Source organism: Nocardioides aquaticus, assembly GCF_018459925.1.
Lineage (GTDB): Bacteria > Actinomycetota > Actinomycetes > Propionibacteriales > Nocardioidaceae > Nocardioides > Nocardioides aquaticus.
The window spans coordinates 3084124-3109184 of the sequence record NZ_CP075371.1 but is presented as its reverse complement, the minus strand read 5'-3'; the positions used below and the strand labels follow the sequence as shown (position 1 = coordinate 3109184).

General features: G+C 70.8%; 20 protein-coding genes. 19 read left to right on the top strand and 1 reads right to left on the bottom strand.

What is annotated here, in order from left to right; all coding sequences use genetic code 11:
* The first annotated feature begins 79 nt into the window (after positions 1 to 79).
* The 17 genes from ENKNEFLB_RS15050 to ENKNEFLB_RS14970 all read left to right on the top strand — a co-directional run bounded on the left by ENKNEFLB_RS15050 (position 80) and on the right by ENKNEFLB_RS14970 (position 17791).
* Positions 80 to 1033 carry a hypothetical protein gene (locus ENKNEFLB_RS15050; protein WP_214056157.1) on the top strand — a complete coding sequence of 318 codons (954 nt, stop codon included), beginning with the start codon at positions 80 to 82 and terminating at the stop codon, positions 1031 to 1033.
* Between the two features lie 49 nt (positions 1034 to 1082).
* Positions 1083 to 1316, top strand: a complete 234-nt coding sequence (locus ENKNEFLB_RS15045; RefSeq protein WP_214056156.1) for a hypothetical protein — start codon at positions 1083 to 1085, stop codon at positions 1314 to 1316.
* Positions 1313 to 2161 (top strand): hypothetical protein, encoded by an 849-nt coding sequence (locus ENKNEFLB_RS15040; RefSeq protein ID WP_214056155.1) that lies wholly within the window; start codon positions 1313 to 1315, stop codon positions 2159 to 2161. Before ENKNEFLB_RS15045 ends, ENKNEFLB_RS15040 begins: the two co-directional genes overlap by 4 nt.
* Before the next feature lie 39 nt (positions 2162 to 2200).
* The gene (locus ENKNEFLB_RS15035) at positions 2201 to 2494 is read left to right on the top strand and encodes a hypothetical protein (RefSeq protein ID WP_011755687.1); all 294 of its coding nucleotides are present in this window, start codon (positions 2201 to 2203) and stop codon (positions 2492 to 2494) included.
* Positions 2494 to 3360 carry a hypothetical protein gene (locus ENKNEFLB_RS15030; RefSeq protein WP_214056154.1) on the top strand — a complete coding sequence of 289 codons (867 nt, stop codon included), beginning with the start codon at positions 2494 to 2496 and terminating at the stop codon, positions 3358 to 3360. The genes ENKNEFLB_RS15035 and ENKNEFLB_RS15030 overlap by 1 nt, the downstream gene beginning before the upstream one ends.
* Positions 3360 to 4136 (top strand): hypothetical protein, encoded by a 777-nt coding sequence (locus ENKNEFLB_RS15025; protein WP_214056153.1) that lies wholly within the window; start codon positions 3360 to 3362, stop codon positions 4134 to 4136. Before ENKNEFLB_RS15030 ends, ENKNEFLB_RS15025 begins: the two co-directional genes overlap by 1 nt.
* Complete coding sequence (locus ENKNEFLB_RS15020; protein ID WP_214056152.1) at positions 4133 to 6094, top strand: type IV secretion system protein; 1962 nt, start codon at positions 4133 to 4135, stop codon at positions 6092 to 6094. The genes ENKNEFLB_RS15025 and ENKNEFLB_RS15020 overlap by 4 nt, the downstream gene beginning before the upstream one ends.
* Before the next feature lie 74 nt (positions 6095 to 6168).
* The gene (locus ENKNEFLB_RS15015) at positions 6169 to 7674 is read left to right on the top strand and encodes an SCO6880 family protein (RefSeq protein WP_214056151.1); all 1506 of its coding nucleotides are present in this window, start codon (positions 6169 to 6171) and stop codon (positions 7672 to 7674) included.
* Positions 7674 to 9212 carry an ATP-binding protein gene (locus ENKNEFLB_RS15010; protein WP_214056150.1) on the top strand — a complete coding sequence of 513 codons (1539 nt, stop codon included), beginning with the start codon at positions 7674 to 7676 and terminating at the stop codon, positions 9210 to 9212. Before ENKNEFLB_RS15015 ends, ENKNEFLB_RS15010 begins: the two co-directional genes overlap by 1 nt.
* Positions 9213 to 9242: 30 nt before the next feature.
* Complete coding sequence (locus ENKNEFLB_RS15005; RefSeq protein WP_214056149.1) at positions 9243 to 12389, top strand: VldE C-terminal domain-containing protein; 3147 nt, start codon at positions 9243 to 9245, stop codon at positions 12387 to 12389.
* Between the two features lie 77 nt (positions 12390 to 12466).
* Positions 12467 to 13069, top strand: a complete 603-nt coding sequence (locus ENKNEFLB_RS15000) for a hypothetical protein (RefSeq protein WP_214056148.1) — start codon at positions 12467 to 12469, stop codon at positions 13067 to 13069.
* The gene (locus ENKNEFLB_RS14995) at positions 13066 to 14544 is read left to right on the top strand and encodes a type IV secretory system conjugative DNA transfer family protein (protein WP_214056147.1); all 1479 of its coding nucleotides are present in this window, start codon (positions 13066 to 13068) and stop codon (positions 14542 to 14544) included. Before ENKNEFLB_RS15000 ends, ENKNEFLB_RS14995 begins: the two co-directional genes overlap by 4 nt.
* Positions 14541 to 15242: a hypothetical protein gene (locus ENKNEFLB_RS14990; protein ID WP_214056146.1), complete on the top strand. Its 702-nt coding sequence runs from the start codon at positions 14541 to 14543 to the stop codon at positions 15240 to 15242. Before ENKNEFLB_RS14995 ends, ENKNEFLB_RS14990 begins: the two co-directional genes overlap by 4 nt.
* Positions 15239 to 15595 (top strand): hypothetical protein, encoded by a 357-nt coding sequence (locus ENKNEFLB_RS14985; protein ID WP_214056145.1) that lies wholly within the window; start codon positions 15239 to 15241, stop codon positions 15593 to 15595. Before ENKNEFLB_RS14990 ends, ENKNEFLB_RS14985 begins: the two co-directional genes overlap by 4 nt.
* A 141-nt stretch (positions 15596 to 15736) precedes the next feature.
* Complete coding sequence (locus tag ENKNEFLB_RS14980) at positions 15737 to 16072, top strand: hypothetical protein (protein ID WP_214056144.1); 336 nt, start codon at positions 15737 to 15739, stop codon at positions 16070 to 16072.
* Positions 16073 to 16090: 18 nt separating this feature from the next.
* Entirely contained in the window at positions 16091 to 17011 is a 921-nt protein-coding gene (locus ENKNEFLB_RS14975; RefSeq protein ID WP_214056143.1) for a DNA-processing protein DprA, read from the top strand.
* A 45-nt stretch (positions 17012 to 17056) separates the two neighbouring features.
* On the top strand, positions 17057 to 17791 hold the full coding sequence (locus ENKNEFLB_RS14970) for a hypothetical protein (RefSeq protein ID WP_214056142.1): 735 nt from the start codon (positions 17057 to 17059) through the stop codon (positions 17789 to 17791).
* A 112-nt stretch (positions 17792 to 17903) separates the two neighbouring features.
* Here the strand turns inward: ENKNEFLB_RS14970 and mobF are convergent, their stop codons facing one another.
* Positions 17904 to 23807, bottom strand: coding sequence for a MobF family relaxase (gene mobF, locus ENKNEFLB_RS14965; RefSeq protein WP_214056141.1), 5904 nt, complete (start codon positions 23805 to 23807; stop codon positions 17904 to 17906).
* 310 nt (positions 23808 to 24117) lie between these two features.
* Between mobF and ENKNEFLB_RS14960 the strand changes: the two genes are divergently transcribed.
* Positions 24118 to 24501 carry a hypothetical protein gene (locus tag ENKNEFLB_RS14960; protein WP_056886530.1) on the top strand — a complete coding sequence of 128 codons (384 nt, stop codon included), beginning with the start codon at positions 24118 to 24120 and terminating at the stop codon, positions 24499 to 24501.
* Positions 24479 to 25006, top strand: a complete 528-nt coding sequence (locus ENKNEFLB_RS14955) for a hypothetical protein (protein ID WP_214056139.1) — start codon at positions 24479 to 24481, stop codon at positions 25004 to 25006. Before ENKNEFLB_RS14960 ends, ENKNEFLB_RS14955 begins: the two co-directional genes overlap by 23 nt.
* Positions 25007 to 25061: the final 55 nt, after the last annotated feature.

The window sequence follows — 25061 nt, the reverse complement described above, 5'->3', positions numbered from 1 at the left end:
GGTTTGGGGGGACGGATGCGGGGACGCCCGCTCGCGACCTTTCTGCCGTGCACAGCCACGGACGAAAGGAGCGAGTGCGATGAGTGTGGGTGACCAGCTCGGCCTCGACGACAACAGCGAACTGCTCGACCAGGCCCGCCAGAAGTGGCCGGCCTGGGTGGCCGCGGATCCACGGCTTGGAGTCGTCGAGGAGTTCGACGACCTCCGGGCCTGGCTGCCCTCGGTGGGCAGCGCAGCCTCTGACGAGGTCCTCTTGGCGCTGGCCATGCTGGCGGCTCCCGAGGGCGGCGACGACATCGCCGCTGCGGCCGCGCTCGCCAAGTGCCTACTGCCCGGCGCGTGTCGGCTGGCCGGCTGGCTGAGCACCCTCCCTCCCCGCGAGGTCTTTCGCGACAGCCAGCCCGTCGCGGCAGGCTCCTGGTCGGCCGTCGAGCGGATCGACGAGCTCGTGGCCTCCCAGCTGTGGATCGAGGTCCGGACCTTCAAGTGGCGCCGGCTGCGCAAGGTTGCCGCGAACATCCTGATCAACACCCGCGTCGGCGTCCTCCGTGAGGTCGGTGACTTCTTCTACGTCTCCCGGGCCGACCGCACGTGGGCGAACACCACCCTCGTGGAGTCCTTCTCGTCCGGCGACTTGGCCGACGGCGACGCAGGAGCGTGGAGCGCCGCCGCGATGCCGACCGAACGGGTTGCCGGCGCCCTGTTCCACCGTCCCGAGATCCTCGCCGACGCCGGTCCCGAGCAGGAGGAGCCGTCGGCTACCGAGGAGCTCCTCGAGCTGTTGGCGTGGGCCTGCGAGAACCAGGTGATCAGCCCGGCCGACCGGTACCTGCTGCTGTGCCTGGTCGACGAGGCCGACCGAGTCGAGACCCGCAACCTCGCTCGCGGCTACGGCGGCCTGCTCAGCAACGAGGTGTCCAGCCGGGTCGCGCCGCGGGTCGGGGTGTCCGAGGCGACCGTCCGTCGCCACGGCTCGCGCAGCATGCGCGCCCTCGCCGCGGCCGTCCCGAGGAAGTTCGGCCATGACGAATGACCGCAACCGTGATCGCTCCCACCGCCCCACGACACATAGGCGACTGGAGGTGGTGAAGCCCATGACAAACACCCAGGACGACGGCGAGTGCCGGACGCCGGAGAAGATCGCCGACCTGTTCGCGATCGCCGGCCGCGAGATCGAGGCGATCGAGCAGCTCACCGGCTGGGTCGCCCAACTGCACGAAGTCCAGGCCGCCAAGGCAGAGCTGGCAAGCCTGACCCCGGCTGAGGTCCGTGCCGCGCTCGAGTTCCGCCGCGGCGGTATCGGGGAGGCCAAGTGAGCACCCAGACCTCGAGCCGCCCGGTCGGCGTCGACGAGCTCAAGCGAGCCTGGGACGCCGTGAACGCCGGCGAGTTCCGCACCGGCGCCGGCGCCAGCAAGGGACCCCGCGGCCGCGGCACCGCCACCGCGGACGACTGGTCGCCAGCCGCGGGGGAGCACACCATCGCCGTGATCGGATGCGCCGGGTCGGTCGGAGCCAGCACCATCGCCCTGGCAGCCGGACTGGCCGCCGCCGCCCCGGTCCGGGTGATCGAGTGCTGCTCGGTCACCGCCTCCGGTCTCGCCGCGGCAAGCACCGCCGAGCTCGGCCTTCACCCAACCGACTGGCGTCAGGGCAAGCGCGACCACGTCCTGCTCGAGCGGGCCAGCGAGGTCCTCGCCGGCGTCGACGAGATCCCGCTGCCGATCGACGCAGAGAACGAGACCCAGCTGACCATCCTCGACGTCGGCTGGGAAGCCGGCCAGCTGCTGGCCACCGACTGCTGGCTCGCCGAGGCCGTCCGCACCGCCGACCAGATCGTCCTGGTCACCACCGCCACCGTCCCCGGGATGCGCCGCGCCTCGGTCGCCCTCGAGCTGCTGGCCAACCACTGGCAGCCCGAGCAGATCGCCCTCGCCGTGCGTGGGCCGCGCCGCAAGAAGTGGCCCCGGGGCCTCGAGCACGCCGGCGGCCCCGCCGTACGCCGCGCCCTGGTCGCGGACCGGTGCGTGGAGATCCCCGAGGACCACGAGCTCGCGGTCAACGGCCTGGACTCCCGGCCCGTCCCGGCCCCCCTCATCTCGGCAGCCCGTCAGCTGCTCGAGCCCGCCCACCTACCCACCGACACCAGCGAAAGCGCCTGACCCGCACCGGGTCAGCAAACCCAGAAAGGAAGTCCACCCATGGACGTCATGACCGCTCTCCTCCCGATGGCCGCCCAGGTCTGTCCGAAGGCGCCGCCGGGTGCCGTCGGACCCACCAACGAGATCACCAGCTACGTGCTTTGGGGCGTCATCGTCCTGTTCGGCCTCGGCATCGTGATCGCCATCGGCGCGATCATCGCCGGCCGCGTGTTCTCCCTGCCGCACGCCTCCAAGGTCGGGGTGATCTCTGTGGTGGTCGTGTTCGCCTGCGCGATCGCCTACCTGGTCCTGCCCGGCATGCTCAACGGGATCCTCGGCAAGGGCTGCATCTGATGCGTCGCGCAGCCACGAAGAAGGCCGAAGGCGCCACGGAGTGGGGCCGGCGCCGCCTGCTCGGAATCCTGGTCGCCGCCCTCGTCGTGGCTGCGCTCCTGCTCGGGGGCCTCACCTACGCGGTCTACCTGGCCGTCGCCGGGATCGGCGAGGAAGCCAGCGCCGACACCGACGTCGCCACCGGCGAGACCGACCGCTCGACGGTGGCCCAGGGTGCCGTGCACCGCGACCAGGTAGCGGCCGAGCCGATGCTGGCCGTTCCCGAGAACGCCGCCTTCCCGGCCGAGACCACCAGCGCCAAGGTGCCCCTCATCAAGATCCCGGCTGGCACCGGTGTGAACGGACCGGCGTTCGTGATGACCGGGTTCCCGCACACCCCCGAGGGCGCGATCGGGCAGCTCGCGCAGATCGACCTCGCGGTGCTGCAGTCGATGAGCCTGACCACGGCCGCGGAGGTCTACAACGCCTGGGCCCTGCCCGGCGGGGTCCGCGCCGAGGAGTGGTGGATCACCGCCAGCGTCCAGGCCTTCTTGACCAGCACCGGAATGGGCGAGGTCAAGGACCCCAGCTCCTCGGTCTCCCTCGAGCCGGCCGCCGCGCTCGTGAAGGGCACCGACGGGCCCGACTGGACCACCGTCTGCGTGCTGATGAAGGTCACCGCCTCCTACAAGCAGGAAGGCCAGATCGCCTTCGCCCACTGCGAGCGCATGCAGTGGGTCGGCGGTCGCTGGATGGTCGCCCCCGGCGCCCCGCCCGCACCCGCCCCCGCGACCTGGCCCGGCACGCAGCTCGCCCACGAGGCCGGCTGGCGCACCTGGTCGACCGACGACACCACTGACCCTGACCACATCGAAGGGGACCACTGATGAAGAACCTGACAACCGGCAACGACGACTCGCGGGCCACCCTGGTGCGCATCGGCATCCTGGTGGCGATCGCCTGCATGGTGGCCACCGTAGTCTGGCTCGGTGCTCGCACCCGGGCCGACGACGACTCCGGCGGCCCCGACACCACCGGCGGGGACAACTCGAGCCAGACGGTCGAGAACGCATCGGTCGAGCAGGTCGCACCGGACACCGCGCCGACCGACGGCGTCGTGATCCCGACCGGCGACGACCAGGTCGACGGCTACCCGACCGGATTCCCGGCCACCGACCTGGGCGCCGTGGCGCTTCAGGTCGAGCTGGCCAAGGCACAGCTCGGGTTCGACTACGACCAGGCCGTCACCGTTGCCCGCCTCTACGCCAACCCCGAGGACAAGGCCGTCTTCGAGGAGCGCTCCCGCGCCGCGGTCGCGCTGCGCCGCCAGCAGGCCGGCGTCGCGAAGGAGGGCGCCGTGCCCGCCCCCGCGTCGTACGCCGTCACCCCGGTCGCCTACACCCTCGAGGAGCTCGACACCGGCTACTACGCGGTGAACCTGCTCAGCTACGTCACCCTCACCACCGCAGACGGCCAGGTCAAGGACAGCCTCTACGCCGGCACCCAGCTGATGCGGTGGCTCGACGGTGACTGGCGACTGGTCCAGGGCAGCGAAGCGGACATCGAGCACCTGGTCTCGGAGGGCCAACCACAGGCGGTGGCGCCCGGCACCCCCGAGTTCGAGAAGGCCGGCTGGATCCGGATCAACGGAGCTCCCCAGTGAGCACCGTCATCACCGCCGTGCGCGGGGCGAGCCGACTCGGTATCGCCGCCCTGGCGCTCCTGGTGCTCACCACGCTCCTCGGAGCTGCCTCGACCCTCCAGCCGCCCGCCGCAGCGGCCAGCGCGCCAGCCGTCAGCACGGCGCACCTCGCTCCAGTCGCCCCGGTGTCGACCAGCGGCACTTTGCCGGCCCGCAACCTCAAGATGGGCTGCCCGGGGCCCGACGCCCTGTGCGATCTCGGCGGCGACGCCGTCGACTGCGCCAAAGCCCCGATCGATTGCGGCAAGGACGCCGCCGGCGATGTGAAGGACGGTGCCGGCGACCTGCTCGACGGCGCAGGAGATCTGCTCCCCGACGGCTGCGGGATCCTCGACGCGATCTGCGGCAACATCGGCGGGCTGCCCGGGCTTCCGGGCGTCCCTGGGCTGCCCGGGATCCCCGGTCTGCCGAACGTCGGCGACCTCTTCGGCGGCGGCATCCCCGGACTGGGCGACATCCCCAACCCGTTCGAGGCCATCGGTGACGTCATCGCCAAAGCCGCGGCCGACGCCTGGACCGCGGCCATGCTCGCGATCTGGAACTCCGGCCTGTTCGTGCTGCGCATCGTGCTCACGTTCAGTGAGCTGTTCTTGACTCCGGACCTGAGCGCCGACGGCCCGGGCAAGGACGTCTACGCCTTCACCCTGTGGCTGGCGCTGGCCCTGGTGGTCATCTTGGCGATGATCCAGCTCGGCGCCGCGGCCTTCAAGCGCGAGGGCAAGAGCCTCGCCCGGGCCTTCATCGGGTCCGGCCAGTTCGTCTTGGTGTGCGCCTGCTGGTTCGGGTACTGCGTCATGATCATCGCGGCCTGCGGGGCGCTGACCAAGGCGCTGATGAAGTCGCTGCTCAAGGTGCAGACCTGGCCCGACTGGGACCCGCTCGGCGGACTCGGCATCGACGACATCACCGACGCCGGCGTGGCCACCGCTCTTGCCTTCCTCGGGATCTTCCTGTGGCTGGCCGCCATCGGGCACGTGCTGGTCTACCTGGCCCGCGCGGCGTCCCTGCTGGTGCTCACCGCCACGGGGCCGCTCGCGGCCGCCGGCCTGGTCTCGGAGTTCACCCGTTCCTGGTTCTGGAAGTCGCTGCGCTGGTTCCACGCCGCGGCGTTCACCCCGGTGCTGATGGTGATGGTGCTGGGCATCGGCGTGCAGCTCGCCAACGGAGTCGCCGCCCACCTCGCCGAAGACACCGCCAAGGCGTTCGGCACCGCGCTGCCGGCCGTGATGACGATCCTGATCAGCGTCGTCGCCCCGCTGTCCCTGTTCAAGCTCCTGGCCTTCGTCGACCCCGGCACCCCCAGCGGCGCGTCGTTCCGCCAGGGCATGGCCATCCAGGGCGGCCTCCAGGGCCTGCTCAGCGCCGGCGGCGCAGGTGGCGGCTCGTCCGCTGCGTCGACGACCGACGCCAACGGCCGCTCCTCGGGCGAGCAGAGCGCCGAAGCCTCGACCGGCGACCGGTTCAGCAAGTCGACCCAGGGCGCCCTGGGCAGCTTCGGCCCAGTCGGCCAGGCCCTGTCGACCGGCATGGGCTGGATCAACTCCGCCGGCGCGAAGGCGACCTCTCTGATGTCGGACGAGACCAACCAGGCCGGTGTCGGCCAGAGCACCTACGGCCCCGACTTCAGCGGCCTGGGTGGACGGCAGTCCGGTGGCCAGTCCGGCGGCCAGGGCGGGACCCACCCCGGGTCGCAGAACGGCGACCAGAGCGACGAGGACTCGTCGATGCCGACCCCGCCCACGCCTCCTGCGCCGCCCACCCCGCCGACGCTGCCCACCGGCGGCGGCCCCGGCGGCGGTTCAGGCGGCCAGGGCGGCGGAGGAGCTGAGGCAGCTCCCAAGACCCCGGCCGCCGGCGGTGGGGGAGCGGCCGGCGGTGCCGGCGCGGCAGCTGGCGGCATCCCACCGGTGGCGGTGTAACCGATGCGCCGACCGCCCCACCTCGAGCACCGATCGACACCCACCGACCTCACTGACCAGAAAGGAAGCCGACGATGACCACCTACGCCGACTACCAGCGCGACCGCATCGGCTGGTTCTTCGGCCTCTCCGGAGGCCAGCTGATGTTCCTGGCGCTGGCCAGCCTGCCGGCGTTCTGGGCAATCAGCCGCGGAGCGTGGTTCTCCGCGCTTCTGTTCGCCCTGGTCTGGGTGTTCCTGCTGGCCATCACCGTGATCCCGGTGCGCGGCCGCTCGGCTACCGGCTGGGTGTTCGCCTCGACGATGTACGCCGTCGGCGGCCTGTTCGGCTGGACCTCGTTCCGCGCCAAGGCCACCCAGGGCCGCGGCGACGACCTCGACACCCCGGACCTGCCCGGGGTCCTCCAGGGCGTCCAGATCCACGACGGCCCGCCGCACGGCTCGCAGCTGCAGCGCGTAGCGATCATCGAGGACCACGCCATGAAGACCTGGGCGGTCACGGCCTCGATCGTGCACCCCGGCATCGGCATGAAGGACACCGAAGAGCGCGCCGGCTACGGCGAGGCGCTGGCCGGGCTGCTCGACGTCGCCGGTCGCACAGAGAAGGTCGACGAGATCCTCTTCATGGTGCGCACCGTCCCCGAGGACGGCGCCGAGCGCGACCTGTGGGTCAACCGCCACCGCCGCCCCAACGGCCCGGAGCTGTCGGAGGTCGTCAACAGCGACCTGGCCCACGGCCTCACCCAGGCATCGGTGCGCACCGAGCAGTTCGTGACGATCCTGGTCCCGGAGACCCGGATCGCGAGGTCGGCCAAAGAGTCCGGGGGCGGCTTCGAGGGCCGCTGCCGCGAGCTCTACCTGCTCATGGCCGAGATTGAGGCCCAGCTGCGCGGCCCGATGGGGATGACGACGGTGCGCTGGCTCACCAGCCCCGAGCTCGCGCTGGCCTGCCGGACCGGATTCGCCCCCGGCGACCGCGCCGGCATCGTCGAGGCCCTCTCGCTGCGGGAGAAGGACCCAAGCGTCAACGCCGACGTCCCGTGGGCGATGGCCGGCCCCTCGGGCGCCGACGCCACGGTGCGGCACTACAGCCACGACGCCTGGAACTCGGTCAGCGCCACCATCAAGCTCCCCACCCGCGGCGTCGCGATGGGTGCCCTGGCACCGATCCTCACCCCCAGCGAGTTCGGTGAGCGGCGATCGTTCGTCGTCGCGTACCCGATCGTTTCCCAATCCAAGGCCGACCGGCAGTCCGGCAACGCCGAGTGGGCCGCCGACCTGGCGGAGGGGATGAACGAGAAGCTCGGCCGCAAGACCCGCGCCAAGCAGCGCGACGAGGCCCACAAGGCCCGCGGCCTGGACGCCAAGCTGGCCCGCGGCAACTCGCTGACCCGGCCCTACGGCGTGTGCACGGTCACCGTCCCCAAGTCGATGCGGATCACCGAGTTCGGGCGCCGCCTGGACGCCTCGGTCCGACGCGCCGGGTTCGCACCGCTGCGCCTCGACCTCGCCCAGGACGTCGGGTTCGCCGCGTCCACCATCCCCCTCGGCACGAGCCTGACCCGGAGCGGAGACGCCTGATGACCACCACCCCCCGCCGGAACCGCCGCGGCGGCCGCGACATGGCCGCCCTGCTCTCCGACTTCGGGCACGACCTGCCCACGATCCCCACGCTCGCCCCGGAGGCCAAGGAGCCCCGGCTCTTCCGCTACGCGTCGCGCCGCGGTGCCACCCGCCGCGGCCGAGGCTGGGCCGCCGCCACCGCGCCGGCGATGGCCTGGCGGATGACCAGCGACCAGGCCCCGGTGTTCTGGCCCTTCGTCTCCGCTCCCGCCCTGCCCCCGACGGGCGCCCAGATGGGCGTCGACCAGCTCTCCGGCGGCAGCTTCTACTGCGACCCGTTCGGGTGGGTGCTGCGCGACGACGTACCCGCGACCAACCCCAACATCTTCCAGTTCGCCAAGCCGGGAAGTGGCAAGTCTGGCACCACCAAAGCGTTCTGCACCCGGATGATGCCGTTCGGCTACCGCACCCTGGTCACTGGCGACGTCAAGGACGAGTACGAGTCGCTGTGCCGCGCGCTCGGTGTCGACCCCTTCGTTATCGCCCCCGGCTTCTGGGCCCGGGTCAACCCGCTGTCCATGGGGCCGCTCGGCGACGGGTGGGAGAAGCTCTCGGCCGAGGAGGCGCAGCGCCGCGCCACGATCATCTTCAAGCGGTGGCTCGTCCTGGTCCGAGGCCTGGTCGGCAGCATGAAGATCGACGACGAGCGCCGGGTGCCCTTCGGCCCCGACGAATCCGACGTCGTGCGCAACGCGCTGGCGATCCTCACCGGCTACGCCGCCGGCAACAGCGTCCTGCAGGAGACGACCATCCCGCGGCTGTGGGACCTGCTGCGCAACCCCACCGAGGAGCTCGTCCGGGCCTGCGAATACGCGAACACCCGCCAGTTCCTCGACGAGACCCGGCTGCTGCGCAACGCGCTCGGCGAGCTGGTCACCGGCACCCTCGCCGGCCTCTTCGACGACTTCACCAACATCGAGGTCGACTGGCGGGCCCCGATCCAGTCGTTCAGCCTCTCCCGGCTCGACGGCTTGGGCGATGAGGCCGTGGGCATCGCGCTGCTGTGCATGAACTCCTGGGGGCGTGGTCTGCGGGAGATCGCCGAGCCAGGCGACCTGCGCATCGTGGTGCGCGACGAGGTCTGGAAGCAGATGCGCCTCGGAACCGCCGCAGTGGCGAGCTTCGACGCCGACCTGCGGCTCTCACGCGGCATGGCCGGCAAGGGCGGCGACATCCAGTTCTGCAACCTCCACAAGCCCTCCGACCTGCTCTCGGTGGGCGACGCCGACTCCCAGGCCGCGATGATCGCCAAGGACCTCCTCGAGTTGGCCGACATCAAGATCCTCGGTGCTCAGAAGCCCCGTGTCGCCCGCGAGCTCGACTCCATGCTCGGACTCGGCCCGATCGCCCAGGACCTCGTCTCCGGGTGGGCCATGCAGGACAAGGGCCGCGCCCTGTGGTGCATCGGCGACGCCACCTACAAGGTCCAGACGGTGCTCCACCCGCTGGAGAAGAAGCTCTACTACACCAACGAGGCCATCGAGTCCGCCGCCTGAGCGCGCGCGCGACCTCGGGACTGACCTGTCATGAAGAAGCTGCTGCTCGCGGGACTGCCCGTCCTGATCATCTTCATGGGGTTGCCGTTCCTCGTGACGCTGATCGTGGTGATGACGACCACCGCGGCCGCCGAGTGCCGCACCCAGAGCAGCCAAGGCACCGCGCCTACCGAGCTCGGTGACCTCGGAGCCATCGACGGCCCGGTGGGCGGCCCGGTCAACGGCAAGATCACTATGGCGCAGGCCAACATCCCGCGCCGCTCCGGCCTCGACGGGTTCCGGGCCTCCATGCCCAAGGTCCTGTCCAAGAACCCGGAGTTCGTCACCCTCAACGAGGCCAGCGGCTGGAGCCTGGAGCAGATCGAAGCCGCCACGCCGGGCTACTCAGCCTTCCGGGTGGCAGCCCCGGCCGGCACCGGCACCGGCGCCGAGGAGGCCATGGGCAACGTCGTGCTCTGGAAGAGCTCGACCTGGACGAAGGTTAACGGCGGCCGGGTCCAGCTCGTCGACGACGACAAGACCTTCTACGACGGTCGTCCGGTCACGTGGGATCGCTTCGCGACATGGGTGATGCTGCGCCGCGCCGACGGCTCCGTGGTCTCGGTGGTTTCCACCCACCACATGACCAACCCGCACCGTTGGCCGAAGCAGCACGGCAACCCGCCGTTGACCCGGCCCCAGCAATACGGCGCCGGCATGGACATCCTGCTGCAGCTGCGCAACTCCCTCGCCGCCCACGGTCCGGTGCTGATCGGCGGCGACATGAACACCCTGGCCTCCTACACCGACATCCCCTGGACGGCGGCCGCGAAGATGAAGGCCGCCGGCAACGGATGGCACAACCACGGCGTCGACTTCATCTTCTTCCCGCACCACCAGGGCGCCCGGCTCGAGCAGGGCTGGGACGGCACGATGGTTTCGGACCACCACTGGCTCTCGGCTCGCATCGCGATGAACGGCGCCGGTCCGGAGAGCGCGCCCGAGACCACCACCACGACTAACGGGGTCGTGCCCGCGGCGACCACCGCCCGGACGTCAGCCGAGCCGCCGGCCGGCGACGTGCTCGCCCAGCTGATGCGGCTGCGGTTCGCGTCCAACTACGCGACCATGACCGACGAGCAGGCCCGCAACGCGATCACCATCGCCCAGGTCGCCCGCGATCTCGAGATTCCCCGCTACGGGCTGCAGATCGCGATCGCCGCCGCGATCCAGGAGTCCAAGCTGGTCAACCTCACCGGAGGTGACCGCGACTCCGGCGGCCTGTTCCAGCAGCGCCCCTCGGCCGGCTGGGGAAGCCGGGCCGAGATCACCAACGCCGTCCTCGCGGCCCGCGCGTTCTTCGGCCAGGCCCAGCACACCGGCAACCCCGGGCTCCTCGACATCCCCGGCTGGCAGAACATGCCGCTCACCCAGGCCGCGCAGGCAGTCCAGCGCTCGGGCTACCCCGACGCCTACGCCCAGTGGGAGAACGTCGCCGGCGACATCACCGATCTGCTCGGCGGCGACCTGCCGGACCTGCCCGACGACGGCTCCACCACAAACGTCGCCACCTGCCAGGGCGAGACCGTCAACCCCGTCACCGTCGGCACCCTCAACCTGCTCGGCGCCGGCCACACCGACAAGCCAGGGGAGCGGCCCGGGTACGACACCTGGGACAAGCGACTGCCCGGCGCCATGCGCACGATCGAGAACGCCGGCGTCACGATCGCCGGCCTCCAGGAGGTGCATGGCCCGCAGGCCCAGGCGCTGGAGAACCAGTACGCGGCCAAGTGGGGGATGTACCCGGCCAGCGGGAAGGCACAGAACCGGGTGATCTGGGACCGCAACGAGTGGGAGCAGACCGACGACCGCCTCGTCGACATCCCGTACTTCGGCGGCAAGGACGTCGGCATGCCCCTGGTGCAGCTGACCTCGACGACCACCGGGCAGGTGATCTGGGTCTGGAGTATCCACAACCCGGCCAACACTCAAGGAAACGCCGCAGGGCACCGCCAGGAGGCGCTGCGTCGCCAGCTGGCCACGATGACCGAGCTCGCCGGCACGGGCACCCCTGCGGTGATCCTGGGCGACTTCAACGACGGCAAGGACGGCAGCAACGCCTCGCACTGCGCACTGACCCCTGAGCTGAGCAACGCCTTCGGCGGCTCTGCCGAGCCCTGCAAGAAGCCCAAGCAGGACGCGCCGATCGACCACGTCTACGGCACGAACCTCACCTGGGCCGGCGCCGAGGTCGACACCAGCACCCAGGCCAGCAAGATCGCCGACCACCCGCTGGTGACCGCCACCACCGCCGGCAGCAGCGCCGGGTGCGCAGTCGACTCCGGTACAGCGGAGGCCAAGTACAACCTCGGCCCGGTCAAGCCGCAGCTGACCCAGCTGGTCAACATCCTCGGCCCCATGTTCGACATCAAGACCGTCGGCGGCTACCGCGAGAGCGCCACCGACCCCAACGGCCACCCGGCCGGGCTCGCGGCCGACTTCATGGTGCCGCTCAACGCGGCGGGCCGTGCGCAGGGCGACCGTCTCGCCGCCTACGCCAAGGCCAATGCCCAGAAGCTCGGCATCGACTACATCATCTGGTACCAGCGGATCTGGTCGGTCGCCCGCGCAGGCGAGGGCTGGCGGCCGATGGAGGACCGGGGGAGCGCTACCGAGAACCACCTCGACCACGTGCACATCAACGTCAAGCCCGGCGCCTCGGTCCAGCCGGTCGGCCTCGAGGGCGCCTCCTGCGACGAGGTGGTCTACCCGGTGCCCGCGCAGTACATCGGCACCGACAACCACAACTGGCACGAGACCGGTCCCTACTGGTCCAAGTGGCACACCGGCACCGACTTCTCCGCACCCTGCGGAACCACCGTCTACGCCGCCCACGCCGGCACCATCGAGATCGACACCACACAGCGTTCCTGGGCTGGGCCGCAGCTGGTCAAGGTCACCACCGGCCCCGGAAGCCTGACCACCTGGTACGCCCACATGCAGACCGTCAACGTCAGCCGCGGCCAGACCGTGGCCGCCGGCGAGCCGATCGGCCAGGTCGGCAAGGAGGGCAACGTCTCCGGCTGCCACCTCCACTTCGAGGTCCACCTCAAGAACGGCTCCATCTACGGCCCCGACAACGTCGACCCCTCGACCTGGCTCGCAGAGCACGCATCACGCCCGAGTCGCGCCGTGTGATCGCACCGGAGCCCTGAGCGCACATAGGTGACCAGCAAGGCCCAACGACCCACGACCGCCTGGAGGTGGCCAGACCGATGCAGCGTGAGCGACGACGAGACCCCTACCCGTGGACCTGGGAGATCCCGGTAGCCGTGGTCCTGGCGACCCTGTTCGTCATCGTCATCGGCATCCAGCTCGGCCGATCAGTCGCCAACCTGCTCGCCGGCGCCGGATGGACCTGGCCCGACGCCAACGCCGGCGCGTTCCCGTCACCCATCGGCACCGCCTTCTGGACCAGCCTTCTCGGCGTGGTCGGCGGCCACGCCGATGCCGGGCTGCCCAGCCCGACCCCCGACGATCTGGCCGGCCGCGGCCTGGTCTGGGTCAGCCTCGCCCTGACCGAGGTCGCGCTGCTGACCGCGACCATCTGGCTCGGCGCGTGGGCCTACCAGCGCTGGGGCCCGGGCCGCATGCGCGGCATGGCGACCACAGCCGAGGCCGAGAAGCTGCTGGGCGTCACCCGGCTCCGCAAGGTCGCCGACATCGTCCGCCCGGACCTCTACGGCAAGCACGCCGCGGCCACGCCGGCACCGGTCCAGCGCGCCGCCGGCGACCTCACCGAACAACCCGGCCCGCAGCTGAGCCACGGCCTCAGCCCGTGGCTCCTGGACGGCCGCCGAACGAAGGAAGAGCGATGAAGCTGAGGTTCGACCCCTGGGACGTGGGCTGGCGCATCGGTGACGCGCATGAGCCGCGAGGCGGCGAGCTGTGGGTGCCGTGGGACCGCACCGCCGGCGTGATCGGACCGCAGGGATCCGGCAAGACCCTCGACCTGCTCACCCCGGCGCTGCTCGGCGCTCCGGGTGCCGCCCTGGTGACCCTGACGAAGGTCGAGGACCTGCTGCTCAGCCTCACCGAACGCTCTCGGGACGACCGGCCGTGCGTGGTGCTCGACCCCTTCGGCCTGGCCGAGGGCGTCGTCGACGAGCTGATCTGGGATCCGATCGCCGGTTGCGTGGACCCCAAGGTGGCCGAGCGGCGCGCCAAGGCGTTCACCGCGGGCACCGTGAAGGGCGCTATTACCGGCGGCACCGGCGACGATGCTGCGCGGTTCTACGCCGCGGAGTCGGCGAAGGTGCTGCAGGGTTACTTCCACGCCGCGGCCCTGACCGGAAAGACCCTCGAGGACGTCCTGCAGTGGGTGGCCAACCCAACCGCCGCTACGCAGCCGATGGAGATCCTGCGTCGGCACCCGCACGCCGAGCCGTTCTGGCACGGTCTCCTGCACGGTGCACTCAACGGCGACGACCGCACCGCCGGCAACACCGTCACCACGGTGCAGCAGGCGGTGTCGCTGTTCTTCCAAGCCGACATCCGCCGCCGCTGCATTCCCAGCCACGGACGCCCCGCCACCGACCTGGCCAACGTGATCCGTCGACGCGGCACCATCTACCTGCTCGGCAGGGAGGACCCCTACGCCTCGGCCAGCCCGCTGATGACCGCCGTGGCCGAGCACGTCTTGGACACCGGGCTGCTGCTGGCCCACAGTTCCCCGTGGGGCGGCCGGCTGTGCCCACCCTTGGTCTCGGTGCTCGACGAGCTGCCGTCGACCGCACCGCTGCCGACGCTGCGCACCCGGATGGCCAACGAGCGCGCGCTAGGGCTTTCGTTCATCTGGGCTGCCCAGACCCGCCCCCAGCTGACCAGCATCTTCGGCGAGCACGAGGCCCGAGCACTGCTCGGCCTCACCAACGCCCTGGTGATGTTCGGCGGCTCCAAGGACGTCGCTTTCAACCAGGAGATCTCGGACCTCCTCGGAACGGTCCGCATCGGGCGGGTCACCCACTCCACCGGCGGAGCCAGTGGCGGTGGGCGCAACTTCTCCGGCGACGACATCCCGATCATGCGGCCCGAGGAAGTCCGGCAACTGCCCGAACGCCAAGCCCTGGTGATCGCCGAGAACGGCAAGCCGATCATCGCCAAGCTGCACCGCTGCGTCGAAGGCAAGGCCGGCGAACGACTGCTGGCCGACCAGCGGGCGCTGCGCGAGCGCCTCACCAACGACCGGCGCATGGTCATCACCCCCGAAGCCCGAGCCACCGCCGCGCTCGTCGAGGCGCGCCGTCTCGGCTTCGTCGACGACGAGAACGACCACGTAAGGAGTGAACTGTGACCACCGAGCAGCAGACCCGCCGGGCGGCACCCACGCTGATGGTCTTCCCCTTCCCCGTCCCCGGGGACCACGTCCGGCTCGCCTACCGCGAGCTCCACATCGCCATCAACGGCACCGAGGAGGAGAAGAAGGCCCTCGGCAACCACGCGCTGCTGTCGCGACCCTGGGAGCCGGCGACCTGCCTGGACCCCGAGGTGCGTCACGACCTTTGGGAGTGGCTCGAGGACGTCGTGATCTGGCTCAACCGCGAGTACACCTGGGACGTCTCCGGGCTCATCCCCAGCTGCTGGCCCCTGCACCCGCACCTGGTCCACGAGATCGCCGTCCTGGCCGACCAGCGCCGGCGGGCCGGGTTGGCGATGACCAGCGACGCGCTCGAGGAGTGGCACCGCTATTGCCTGCCGGCGTTCACCGACCGCCTGCGCAACCGGCTGCGGGCCCACTGCGACGACGAGCACAAGAGCTGGCCGGCCAAGCCGCGCCACAACGAGCACCTGGCCGACGTCAGCCGCCAGCGCCGCGAGAACACGTTCGCCCACGACATCGACGCTCTGCCTGTCAACCGGCGGGCACACGAACAACCGCCGGCTGGTCCGCCGCGGCTCGGCCTCGTCGACCTCGACACGGGCGAGATCCACGACGACGAGATGGGCGGCGCTCAGCCGCGCACCCGAACGGAGAAGGGACCCCGCGAATGATGCAGATCAACGAACGCTCCGAGGCCATCCGCCGAGCCCAGCGCGCCCTCAAGGCTCTCGGCGAGCATCCGCGCTCACGCAAGAAGGAGCTCGGCCACGCGCGCGAACACGTCAACGCCTGCTACTCCCACGGCTCCGGCGAGTACGTGTGGAACGCGGTAGCGCAGGTCGAGGCGATGGCCGAGCGCCGCTACGGTGTACCGAGCACAGAGGAGCAGCGTCAGATGGTCGAGGCGACCGAGGACCTCGAGGAGCCTGCGACAGCCGCCCGCGGCCGAGCGGCCGAGGACCGCGCAATCCCGTCGACGTCGGCGATCCCAGACGTGGAGCTCGCGCCCACTGCATCGCGATGAAGTGGGCACGACGGGCTCAAAACGGCGTCAGAACGCCGCTGAGAGAACGAAACCCCTGCCAGCGGGTAGTCACACACCGCTTCGTTGTGGGAGAGCCATTCTGAGCGTTCTCGCCCCGTCGACATCCCAGGCGAAGAACTGATGCCGGATCAGGTGACCTCAGCGCTCCTCGTCGTGGTGGCTATCGCCTACCTCGGCGGGCCCGTTCTGTCGATCGTGGCGCTTGCGAAGGCCCTGCTCGCCTGGTCAGTCAGCTGGCGCACCAGCGGGCAAACAAGCCCGGTTGACGTCGTGCTGCAGCAGCCGGCTGCCGCGGCGATGGCCGCCGTCGCCGCTGGTCGCGAACGTCCCGCCTCCGGCAACCGACGTGAGTTTGCGATCATGGGCGCCCTGGCGTGGCCGAGCGTTCGGACAGATCCGTCGCCGCATTCGCATGCGGTTCTGGCAGCAGGTCGAACGACGCCTGACGCCCTCTGACCGTGAGATGGTGATGATGTGGAGACCACCCTGTTCGACGAGGCGGAGGAGCCCGGCAGCGGCTCGACCGACTTGTTGGACGCGGCATCGCTTGTCGCGCTCATGGACCTTCCGGGCGTTGGCGCAGCGAGGGCGATCAAAGTCGCTGAGACCTTCAAGTCCTGGGATGCTCTGCTCGATGCGTCGCCGGACGCGCGCAAGGCAGTCGCCCGCGTTGAGGTCGAAGCCGTCGGCAAGCCCAGTTTCGCCGAGCTTCGCGAGGGAATGCACCTGATCGGGTGGTTCGATAAGGCCTATCCGATGGCGCTACGGCGCATCAAGAACCCGCCTGCCGTTCTGTGGGTGCGCGGCGCGATTCCCGACCCCGCGCGACGCCTCGCGATCGTGGGCAGCCGCGCGACCACGGAGTGGGGCCGGTCGACCGCGTCGTACGTCGCAGCCGGCGCTGCTGCGCACCAGATTTGTGTCGTCTCTGGTCTCGCCTTGGGCATCGACATCGCCGCGCATCGTGCCGCCATTGGCGCTGGCGGTGCAACGATTGCTGTTCTCGGGTCCGGTGTAGACGTGCCATCGCCCAAGGAACATCTCGCTGACGCCAAGCGAATCCTCGACGAGGGTGGAGCGTTGGTGTCTGAGCAGCCTCCCGGAATGCCGCCAAGTCCGCGATCACTTGTCGCCCGGAACCGGATCCAGAGCGGGCTATCGGCCGCGACAGTCGTGATCCAGTGCGCGCCGAAGTCGGGCACCTTGAGCACCGCAAAGTTCGCAGTCGAGCAAGGCCGCATCCTGGCCGTGCCGATTCCTAGCGACGAGGCTGAACGGGCTTCGGAGACCAACGCGGGCAGCCTGTCGTTGACTCGCGAGGCGGGCGGCGAGGCTGTCGCGCTTCGGGGCCACGACGATGTGGTGAGCCTCCTTCTCAGGCTCGTCGAGGAGTAGCCGCATTCGTCTGCGGGCGCGATCGGCCGTCGGTACGTTGCAAAGGTGGCATTCGACCCGACCGATCTTTTGCCGATGCTCCCGGCTCAGGCGGGCGTATGCCACACGTGCCATCAGCCTGCGGGTTCGTTCACGCGCTGCTGGCCCTGCAAAGAAGCTTTGCAACGCAACGAGTCCCTTCAAGCCGTGCCCGTGCTGCCGATCTCACTCGCGTCAAACGGCCAGGCGCTGACGAACGCGTTGTGGCGGTACAAGGAGTGGGATGGCGCCGATTTATATGCGGACGACTTGGCGGCGCTACTCGACGACTTTGGCTGGCGTCACGGTGCATGTCTGGCGCGCGAGGCGGGTGTCAATCGGTTCGACTCCGTCACTTGGGTGCCGAGCAGCAAGGCGAGGCCGGGCCAGCACCCCGTTGTGGAAATTCTCGACTCGACCCGATGGGCGAATGGTCGCCTCGTCGAACTGCTTCAGTCAGGAGGGGCGGGCGAGGCTCACCAAGACCCGCGCGCAGACCGATTTCATGCGCACCGGGACGCGTGCGGGCAGCGAGTGCTTGTCGTCGACGACACCTGGACCCGCGGCACCAATGGCCTCAGCGCGGCGCTTAGCCTCCTCGACGTGGGCGCCACTGCGGTCGCTCTTCTAGTCATCGGCCGATGGTTCACAGAGGACCGGGATGAGGGGACGCAGCACTACGTAGATGTCGCCCGCACTCTCGGCTTCGACTCGGCCTACTGCGTCTTCTGCGACGATCGACCAAACGCCAGGGCATTGTGAAGTTGCGTTCGTCTGGCCCCGTTTGGGATCTTGGCGGGATCGCTGTCACCACGACCACAGGATCGTGCAGTTGGGCTTGCCGTGACACCAGCTTGCGGCCTTCCGGAGCGGGTCAGCGGCGTGGGGTACCGCGGCGGGGCGGCCGCGGACGGTTCACGTCCTGCCGATCTCGTGCCACGCCCGGCGACTGGGTCGGCGCCGGGGTGCCTTCGCCGGTGTCGACCGGGATCTCGAGACGGGACACGATCCGGTAGCGCAGGTCACGCGCTGGGCTGTCGCCCAGGGGCTTCTCAGCGACCAGGCCGCGCGTGGAGGCGCCGACGTCGTGACCCTGCTCGTGGGCCTGCTGCAGCATTGCGGCGGTGGCCGGCCAGTCGCCCTGCTCAAGCAGCCGCGGGTCGAGCTCGCGAGCCAAGGTGGCCCACAGCTCGGCCGGGGTCGTCTCGGCCGCGGCCGAGAGCCGTGCGCGAACCTCGCTGCTCTTGTGGAGCTCGGCCAGTGCCGCCTTCCGCGGGTCGGCATCCCAGGTCTTGATCGCGTCGCGCAGGTCGCGTCGCGCCTGCAACTGGGAGAGTTGCAGGCGGGCCCGGACCTGGTTGGCGCCGGGCTCCCAGGCGCGGCTGGGACGTGCCGAGATGACCCGCATGGCGGCCAGCTGGGCCTGCTCCGGGGCGAGGTTGTCCAGCCGCTCGGTGAGCAATTGGTCACCGAGCGAGCGGAAGGCGGGCTGGCCGCTGGCCACCGCGGCAGTGAGCGCGGCGGGGCCGCGCTGGGCGAGCAGGTCGGCGGGGTCGAGGCCGTCGGGGAACCGCGCGAAGCCGGGGTCGAGGCCGTGCGGGGTGAGCATCCAGAAGTCGCGCTCGGCCGCGACCTGGCCAGCGAGGTCGGCGTCGGTGGCCACGATCGGGTCGCGGCCGACGGCTGCCAGCTGGGCGGCCTGCTCATGGGTCAGCGACGTGCCGAGCGGCGCCACCCCGAGGTAGAGGCCGGCGCTGGCGATCGTGACGGCCACGGCGTCCATCGGGCCTTCGACGATCACCGGGACCGCACCCTCGGTGAGCAGTTCGTCGACGACACCGAACAGTTGGGCGCCCTTGTGGAACAGCGGGGTGTCGGCTGTGTTGAGGTACTTCGGGCCGTCCTTGTCGGCGTCGGTGAGGTCGGGCCGGCGGCGGCCGACGAAGCCGAGGACCTCGCTTTGGTGGATCACCGGGAACATCACCCGGTCGCGGAACCGGTCGATCAGCCGGCCAGTGCTGGCCTCGGTCGCGACCCCGGTGGCCACCATCTCGGCGTCGCTGAAACCGCGGCCGCGCAGGTGGTCGACCAGGTTGGTCCACCCGGCTGGCGCCTGACCGGGACGGAACCGCTCGTCGCCGGCGAGGTCGATGCCGAACCGTCCGGTGAGGTAGTCGCGGCCCCACGAGTCGGTGAACCGGGCCTCGAAGAAGGCCTGTGCCATGTCGTTGATCTCGAGCATGCGCTCACGCGAGACGGGGGAGGAGTGCCACTCGTCGGCCCGCTGATACACGAGCCGGAGGTCGGTGTCGGTGGGCTCCAGTCGGCTGCCGCCCAGGTCGCGGATGTAGGCGGCCAGCGTCAGGTCGGGCTCGACGAACTTGTCCTCGTCGACGTCGACCAGGTCGTCGGCGACGGCGTCGACCAGGTGCTCGTCGTACGGGCGGGGGTCTTCGGCGAGCGGCCAGTCGCCCCAGTCGGGGTCGGTGACGTGGTCGACGAGCGTTGCCGGGTCCGGCTCGATCCCGTCCCACAGGTCTGCGGGTGGCTCGTCGAAGTGGTACTCGTGCTCGTGCTCGTCGGGAGCGGTCTCCAACGCGATCGAGGTCCGCCAGACCAGCGCCTGGCAATCGTCGACGCCATCCCAGCCGTCGCTCGGCATCGCCCGCCCGGCACCCAGCAGAGCCTCGACCTGCCAGCCGCGCTGCACGCCGTGGTCCACGTTCGCGACGAGCGCGGGCCACCAGGTGCTGGCCTGAATGCTCGCGGCGCGCTCGGGACCGAACAGATCCGCGAGCCGCGGAGTCCACTCGCTGGTGACGCTCTCACCGTGGGAGCCGTCGCCGATCTGGGAGGCAACGGCCGGGGTGAGCTGACGGGCCATGCGCCACCACACGGCCGCAGCGGCGTGCTCGTCGGGCAGCGGCCCGGCCGGGTGATCGGCCGCGGTGGCGGTGCGCAGCAGCTCGTGGGCGGTGACGCCGGCGCGCGACATCGCGGCGAGTCGCTCGGCGAGCAACGGGGTGAACTCGTCGTCGCGGACCTGCGGGGCGAGCGAGTAGAGCAGCTGGCGCCATTCCTTGAGCGCCGGCGTGTGGTCGCCGGTGACGGCGCGGTTGAGCCGCCGCTGCCAGGTCGCGGAGGCCTTCTGCAACTGCGGTGCACCGGTCGGTCGCCGGTCGTCGACCGGGACCTGCATGGCGGCCCGCCAGACCTCGACGTCGGCGACCGTGGCGGCCTCCGGCCGCAGACCGTTCTGTGCCCACGCCGGCAGTGCGGCCTGGTCGGTCGCTCGCGTGCGGACCTGGCCGGCGAGCTGCTCGACCAGGTGCGCGCGCTGGGCGAGGTAGGTGCCCCAGTGCGGGTCCTCAGCCAGGCGGGCCGGGACCGCGGGCATCCACGGCAGCGGCCCGGAGCCGGCGTTGCGCAGCCCGGAGGCGTCCAGGCGCCAGTCGAGGACCGCCGCACGGTCGTGCGCGCTCTCCAGCTCCCGGTCGCCGGCAGCGGCCCGCAGCGCGTCGACAGGGTTCTCGCCGGCCGCGCCGAGCAGCAGCAGATGGGCACGCAAGGTCGGCCAGGCGGCCTCCTCCGAGAGTCCGGGGACCAGCGTCTCGACCGCGTTGTCCAAGGCGTCGACCACGTTGATAGGGGCGCCGTTGGCGTCCTGGCCAACGTGGTCATGGCGCAGGAGATCCTCTGCGGCGACGTAGAGGCTGTCGAGGTAGCGCTGGGACGCCTCGCCGAGCCGGGTGGCCGGATCGGCCAGCTCGCGCAGCAGGCTGGTTGCGGACCGCTGCGTGTCGTCGCGCGCCAGCATCGACTCGAGGATGTCAGTCGGCGTGAGCGGTCGGACCAGCGTCGGGTGGATCACCGAGTGCGGGTCGCCGTCGCCGACGACCTCGAGGTAGACGTGGTTCGCGTGCGCGCCGCGGGTCATCATCGTGTAGAGCTGCTGGCGCGACTCGCTGCCGGTGGCCAGGCCGTGCATCGTGTCGGCGGTGACGCCCTGGGCGGTGTGCACGGTGCACGCGTAGCCGAGCTCGGTGGACCGGGCGACGTAGTCAGCGGGCAGCCGCACGGTGCGGCCGTGCTGGGTGTGCTGGACCGTGAGCTCGCCGCCGTCGTGGATCTCCAGCACGTTCCAGCGGTCGCCGTTCTTCACCCAGTCGGTAGCCGAAGTACGCAGGCGACGATCGTTCTCGCGGGTGATGATCAGCTCGCCGATCGACGCCTCGTTGCCGTCGGCGAGCCGGCGGACCGGGCCACTGGCGGCCTCGTAGTCGGGGTCGGCCGGGTCGATCCCCTCGAGCCGGTGGGCGCGGGCCTGCTGGTTAAGCTCGCTGACCAGGTCGCGGGTCGGGGCGAGCATGATCGAGTCCAGGCCCTCGGCGCGGTCGGCCTGCCAGGCCGCGAACACGTCCTCGGTCATGGTGGCCAGGTCGCCGACGTGGACCCGGTCGCGGTCGAGGTAGAAGCCGAGCGACTCGGGCTTGCCCTCGCGCAGCGCGAGCGAGGCGGCGCCCTCAGCGGGGTCCTTGAACCGGACGAGCTCGGTCAGCTGCAGGGATCCGTGGGTGGCGCGGATGTCGCGCAGCACTCCGCCGGCGCCGATCGCCGAGAGCTGCTGGTCGTCGCCGATCAGGCGGACGCTGCCGCCGCGCTCGAGGATGTAGGACACCGCCGCGTCCAGCGAGAGGGTGTCTGCCATCCCGGCCTCGTCGATGACCACGAGGGTGGAGGAGTCGATGCCGGCAACCCAGGCGGGCATCGCGGCGCCGGTCTCGCGGGCCTGCTCGAGGGAGTGGGTCAGCTTCGCCAGGGTGTCGGTCTGGGTGTCGATCTGCGAGCGGAGCGCGTCTGCGGCCGCCGCTGAGGGAGCCAGACCGATGATGGTGCCGCCACCATCAGCCCAGGCGCTGGCCAGGGCTCGCATCGCGGTGGTCTTGCCGGATCCGGCGGGCGCGATCGCCAGCTGCAGCCGGGCGCCGGAGGTGGCCATCCCGCGGACCAGCGTGGCCTGTCCGGCGTTGAGGGTGATGCCGTTGGCGGTCGACTCGAGCAGCGCCAGGTCGACCGAGGACGCCTCGGCGGCGTACCCGTCGTGGCGGCCGGCGGCCTCGACCAGGCGCTGCTCGGCGGCGAGTACCTTGCCCGAGGTGAACAGCTCGGCGCCGCTCTGGGTGTAGACCGAGGCCCCGTCCGCGCGCCGCAGCTCGGCCGGTTCGCTGATGGTGTCCCAGGGTCGGGCCACGCTCACCGAGCGGCCGTCTAGGACCTCGCTGACGAGCAGTTCGACGACCTGGGAGACCTGGTTGGTGGGTACGTTGGCGCCCCGGACCTGCCGCTGGGCCTCGGCGTAGACGTGCCAGTACTGCCAGGTGCTGCGACTGCCCTCCATCGTCGCCACGATCCGGTCGGTGGTCTTGGCGAACCAGGCCGAGTCGGCCAGCGACCGCGCTGCGCCCTTCGGGTTCAGTGCGCCGTGGACCATCTGCTTGACCCGCTGAGGGGTGCCCAGCACCTCGATGGCCTCACGGCTCCAGGTCTCGCGCTGCTCGGCCAGCGAGCGCGGCTCGTGCTTGGCCTCGCGGGTCTCCAGCGTCGCCTGCTGGGACAGCTGGATGGTCTCCACCGGTGTGGGTGGCCGGCCGTGGGTGGCCTGGAACGCGGCCGCGAGGACCTTGCGGCGGTCCTCGACGTTGGCGCGGCGCTTGGAGAAGCGGCGGTTCAGCTCGGGGTCGACGCCGACGATCTCGCGCACGGGCCGCTTGCGGGCGTCCTCGTTCGGTCGCTCCTCGAACCGCACGCCGAGGGCGTCGACGAGGTGCCGCTCGAGCGCGGTGTTGTAGGTCTCCGAGGCCGAGACGACCGCCTTGTGCAGCGGCCGGCCGTCGATGGCCAGCCACTTGCCGTCGAGCGTCTGGACCTTGTTCGCCACGGCGACGTGCGTATGCAAGTCAGGGTCCCCGGCGCGGGAGTCGCGGTGGGTGAACGCCGTGGCGACCAGGCCCCGGACGTCGACCTGGCGGACGCCGTTGGTGCCACGGCGGGTGAACAGTGCCTTGGACTCGATGAAGTCCAGCGCGTCCTTGATCGCTGCCTGGTGGGCCAACTCGATCACCGCGGCGGTCTTCGGGTCGGAGATCGCCCACAGCACCGAGACGCTCTTGACCGGGGAGAAGGTCAGGTCGTAGCCGGCCACCGCGTTGGTCTTCGGTCGGGAGTGCTTGGCGATCGCGGCGGCCAGCTCGCGTGCGTCGGCGGGTTCGCGGCCGTGCTCAGCACGGAAGAACTCGGTGCCGACCTCGGTACGGACCTTCGCCCGGTCGGCCGCGGGGACCGGCCAGTCACCCGGCAGGCCGGCGGCCTCGTTGATGGCCGCGATGCGCTTGGCGACCTCGATCCGGAACGGGCTGATGTCGTTGTCGTAGACCTTGTACGGCGTGCCGAGCTGGCGGGCCGTCTTGTAGTCCGCGTCGGTCGGCCGGTCGACGCCGTCGCGGCCGATGCGCAGGTCCAGGTCCTTGGTCCGCTGGGTGGCCAGCGGGTGGTGACCGGAGCCGAACAGGCTCTGCATGTGGTCAGCGGTGACGACGTCGCCGGCGTCGAGTCCCTCGAGTCCCTCCATGCCGGAGCCGACCCACACGCCGGGGGTCTCGCCCTTCTCGGTGTAGTAGCTCGCCAGCCCGGTGTGGCCCTTGTCCGTGGCGTCCATCGCTGCGACCTGGCGGGTCAGGTAGTCGTACCCCGACCCCGCCGTCAGCTTGTGGAGGCTCATCGTCACGGTCACCTACGTGCACGCGGGCGTGCTGTGCGATCACTTCCGGCCGGATTTTTGTTGTGTTCTTTCTATTCGGCGTACCGAGAATGCAAGAGGTGTGTGGCACTTGGGAGTTCGCGGAAATCTGGGGGGACGCTGAGGGGCGTCGGTGACGGCTGGGGCGTCGGGTTCGGATCAGGTGGCTGGACGGGCTGCGCTGGATCGGCTGAGGGAGCGGTTTGAACGCTTTTGGGTTCGGTGATCGCTCGGGGTCCGGGGAATGTCGTAGGTGAATGTCAGAGTCCATGTCGACACGAGTGAGGACCGGATGAGTCAGCAGACGATCAAGCAGCAGGCGCGGCGTACGGCGCGGGAGATGGCCGAGAAGCGGCGCAAGGAGCGCGAAGAGCGAGAGCGCCGGGTGATCGACCTGGCCGAGCAGGTCATGGTCGCGATCGGTGAGCGCGACGCGGCGGTGGCCGAGACCGAGAAGCGCGCCGGTGAGGCGCTGCGAGAGTTGACCGAGGCTGAGGGCCTGTCGCTGGGCGAGGCCGTCGAGTGGTGCGGCGAGACCGTGACCGTGCGCGAGGCGACGCGGCTGCGGCGGCTCGCCAGCGAGCCCCAGGCCGACGACGGCGACCAGGGCGGCGACGGCGCGGCGCTGGCGACCGCTGGGAGCGGGGGAGCGGGTGCCGGTTCGTCGGCTGGATGACGCCGGCATCACGGCGGTCGCGGCTGCGATCAGAGATCCGGGGGTGCTCTTGCGGTACCGGGCGAAGGTCGCCACGGTTCCGGGCAGTGAGTGCCTGTGGTGGACCGGCGCGGTGTCCGGTCGGTCTGAGCGCGAGCGCACGGACGGTGGTGGCCATGGCCGGTTCTGGTACGCGCCGGGGCGGGTGATCATCGCGCACCGATTCGCGTTCGCGGTGATGCACGGCGTGGAGGCGCTCGCGGAGGCGCGGCTGCTCGGGCACCGCTGTCACAACCCGCTGTGTCAGCGGATCTCGCCGGACCACGTCGTGGTGTCGAGCGCGGCGCAGAATCGCCGGGAGTGGTCGGTGCAGCGACGGCTGCCCGACAGCCCGCTGGCCGACCCGCGCGGACCGCGTCGGCGTGCGCGGGAACTGCGCGACCTGGCGCGTGAGGACCCGCAGCTGGTGGCCGACGACCTCGCGCGGCTGCAGGAACTGCTGGGCGAGCAACTGACGCTCTGGTGAGAGCGTGCCGACGCAGAAGGCGGCCCGCAGCGGAGAGCGCTACGGGCCGCCTTCT

What these genes read in the sequence shown, in the direction of transcription:
- ENKNEFLB_RS15000 (WP_214056148.1), top strand. Translation starts at nt 12,467, where the DNA reads ATGCAGCGTGAGCGACGACGAGACCCCTACCCGTGGACCTGGGAGATC.
- ENKNEFLB_RS15030 (WP_214056154.1), top strand. Translation starts at nt 2,494, where the DNA reads ATGCGTCGCGCAGCCACGAAGAAGGCCGAAGGCGCCACGGAGTGGGGC.
- ENKNEFLB_RS14960 (WP_056886530.1), top strand. Translation starts at nt 24,118, where the DNA reads ATGAGTCAGCAGACGATCAAGCAGCAGGCGCGGCGTACGGCGCGGGAG.
- ENKNEFLB_RS15025 (WP_214056153.1), top strand. Translation starts at nt 3,360, where the DNA reads ATGAAGAACCTGACAACCGGCAACGACGACTCGCGGGCCACCCTGGTG.
- mobF (WP_214056141.1), bottom strand. Translation starts at nt 23,807, where the DNA reads ATGAGCCTCCACAAGCTGACGGCGGGGTCGGGGTACGACTACCTGACC.
- ENKNEFLB_RS15005 (WP_214056149.1), top strand. Translation starts at nt 9,243, where the DNA reads ATGAAGAAGCTGCTGCTCGCGGGACTGCCCGTCCTGATCATCTTCATG.
- ENKNEFLB_RS14995 (WP_214056147.1), top strand. Translation starts at nt 13,066, where the DNA reads ATGAAGCTGAGGTTCGACCCCTGGGACGTGGGCTGGCGCATCGGTGAC.
- ENKNEFLB_RS14985 (WP_214056145.1), top strand. Translation starts at nt 15,239, where the DNA reads ATGATGCAGATCAACGAACGCTCCGAGGCCATCCGCCGAGCCCAGCGC.
- ENKNEFLB_RS15035 (WP_011755687.1), top strand. Translation starts at nt 2,201, where the DNA reads ATGGACGTCATGACCGCTCTCCTCCCGATGGCCGCCCAGGTCTGTCCG.
- ENKNEFLB_RS15015 (WP_214056151.1), top strand. Translation starts at nt 6,169, where the DNA reads ATGACCACCTACGCCGACTACCAGCGCGACCGCATCGGCTGGTTCTTC.
- ENKNEFLB_RS14980 (WP_214056144.1), top strand. Translation starts at nt 15,737, where the DNA reads ATGCCGGATCAGGTGACCTCAGCGCTCCTCGTCGTGGTGGCTATCGCC.
- ENKNEFLB_RS15050 (WP_214056157.1), top strand. Translation starts at nt 80, where the DNA reads ATGAGTGTGGGTGACCAGCTCGGCCTCGACGACAACAGCGAACTGCTC.
- ENKNEFLB_RS15010 (WP_214056150.1), top strand. Translation starts at nt 7,674, where the DNA reads ATGACCACCACCCCCCGCCGGAACCGCCGCGGCGGCCGCGACATGGCC.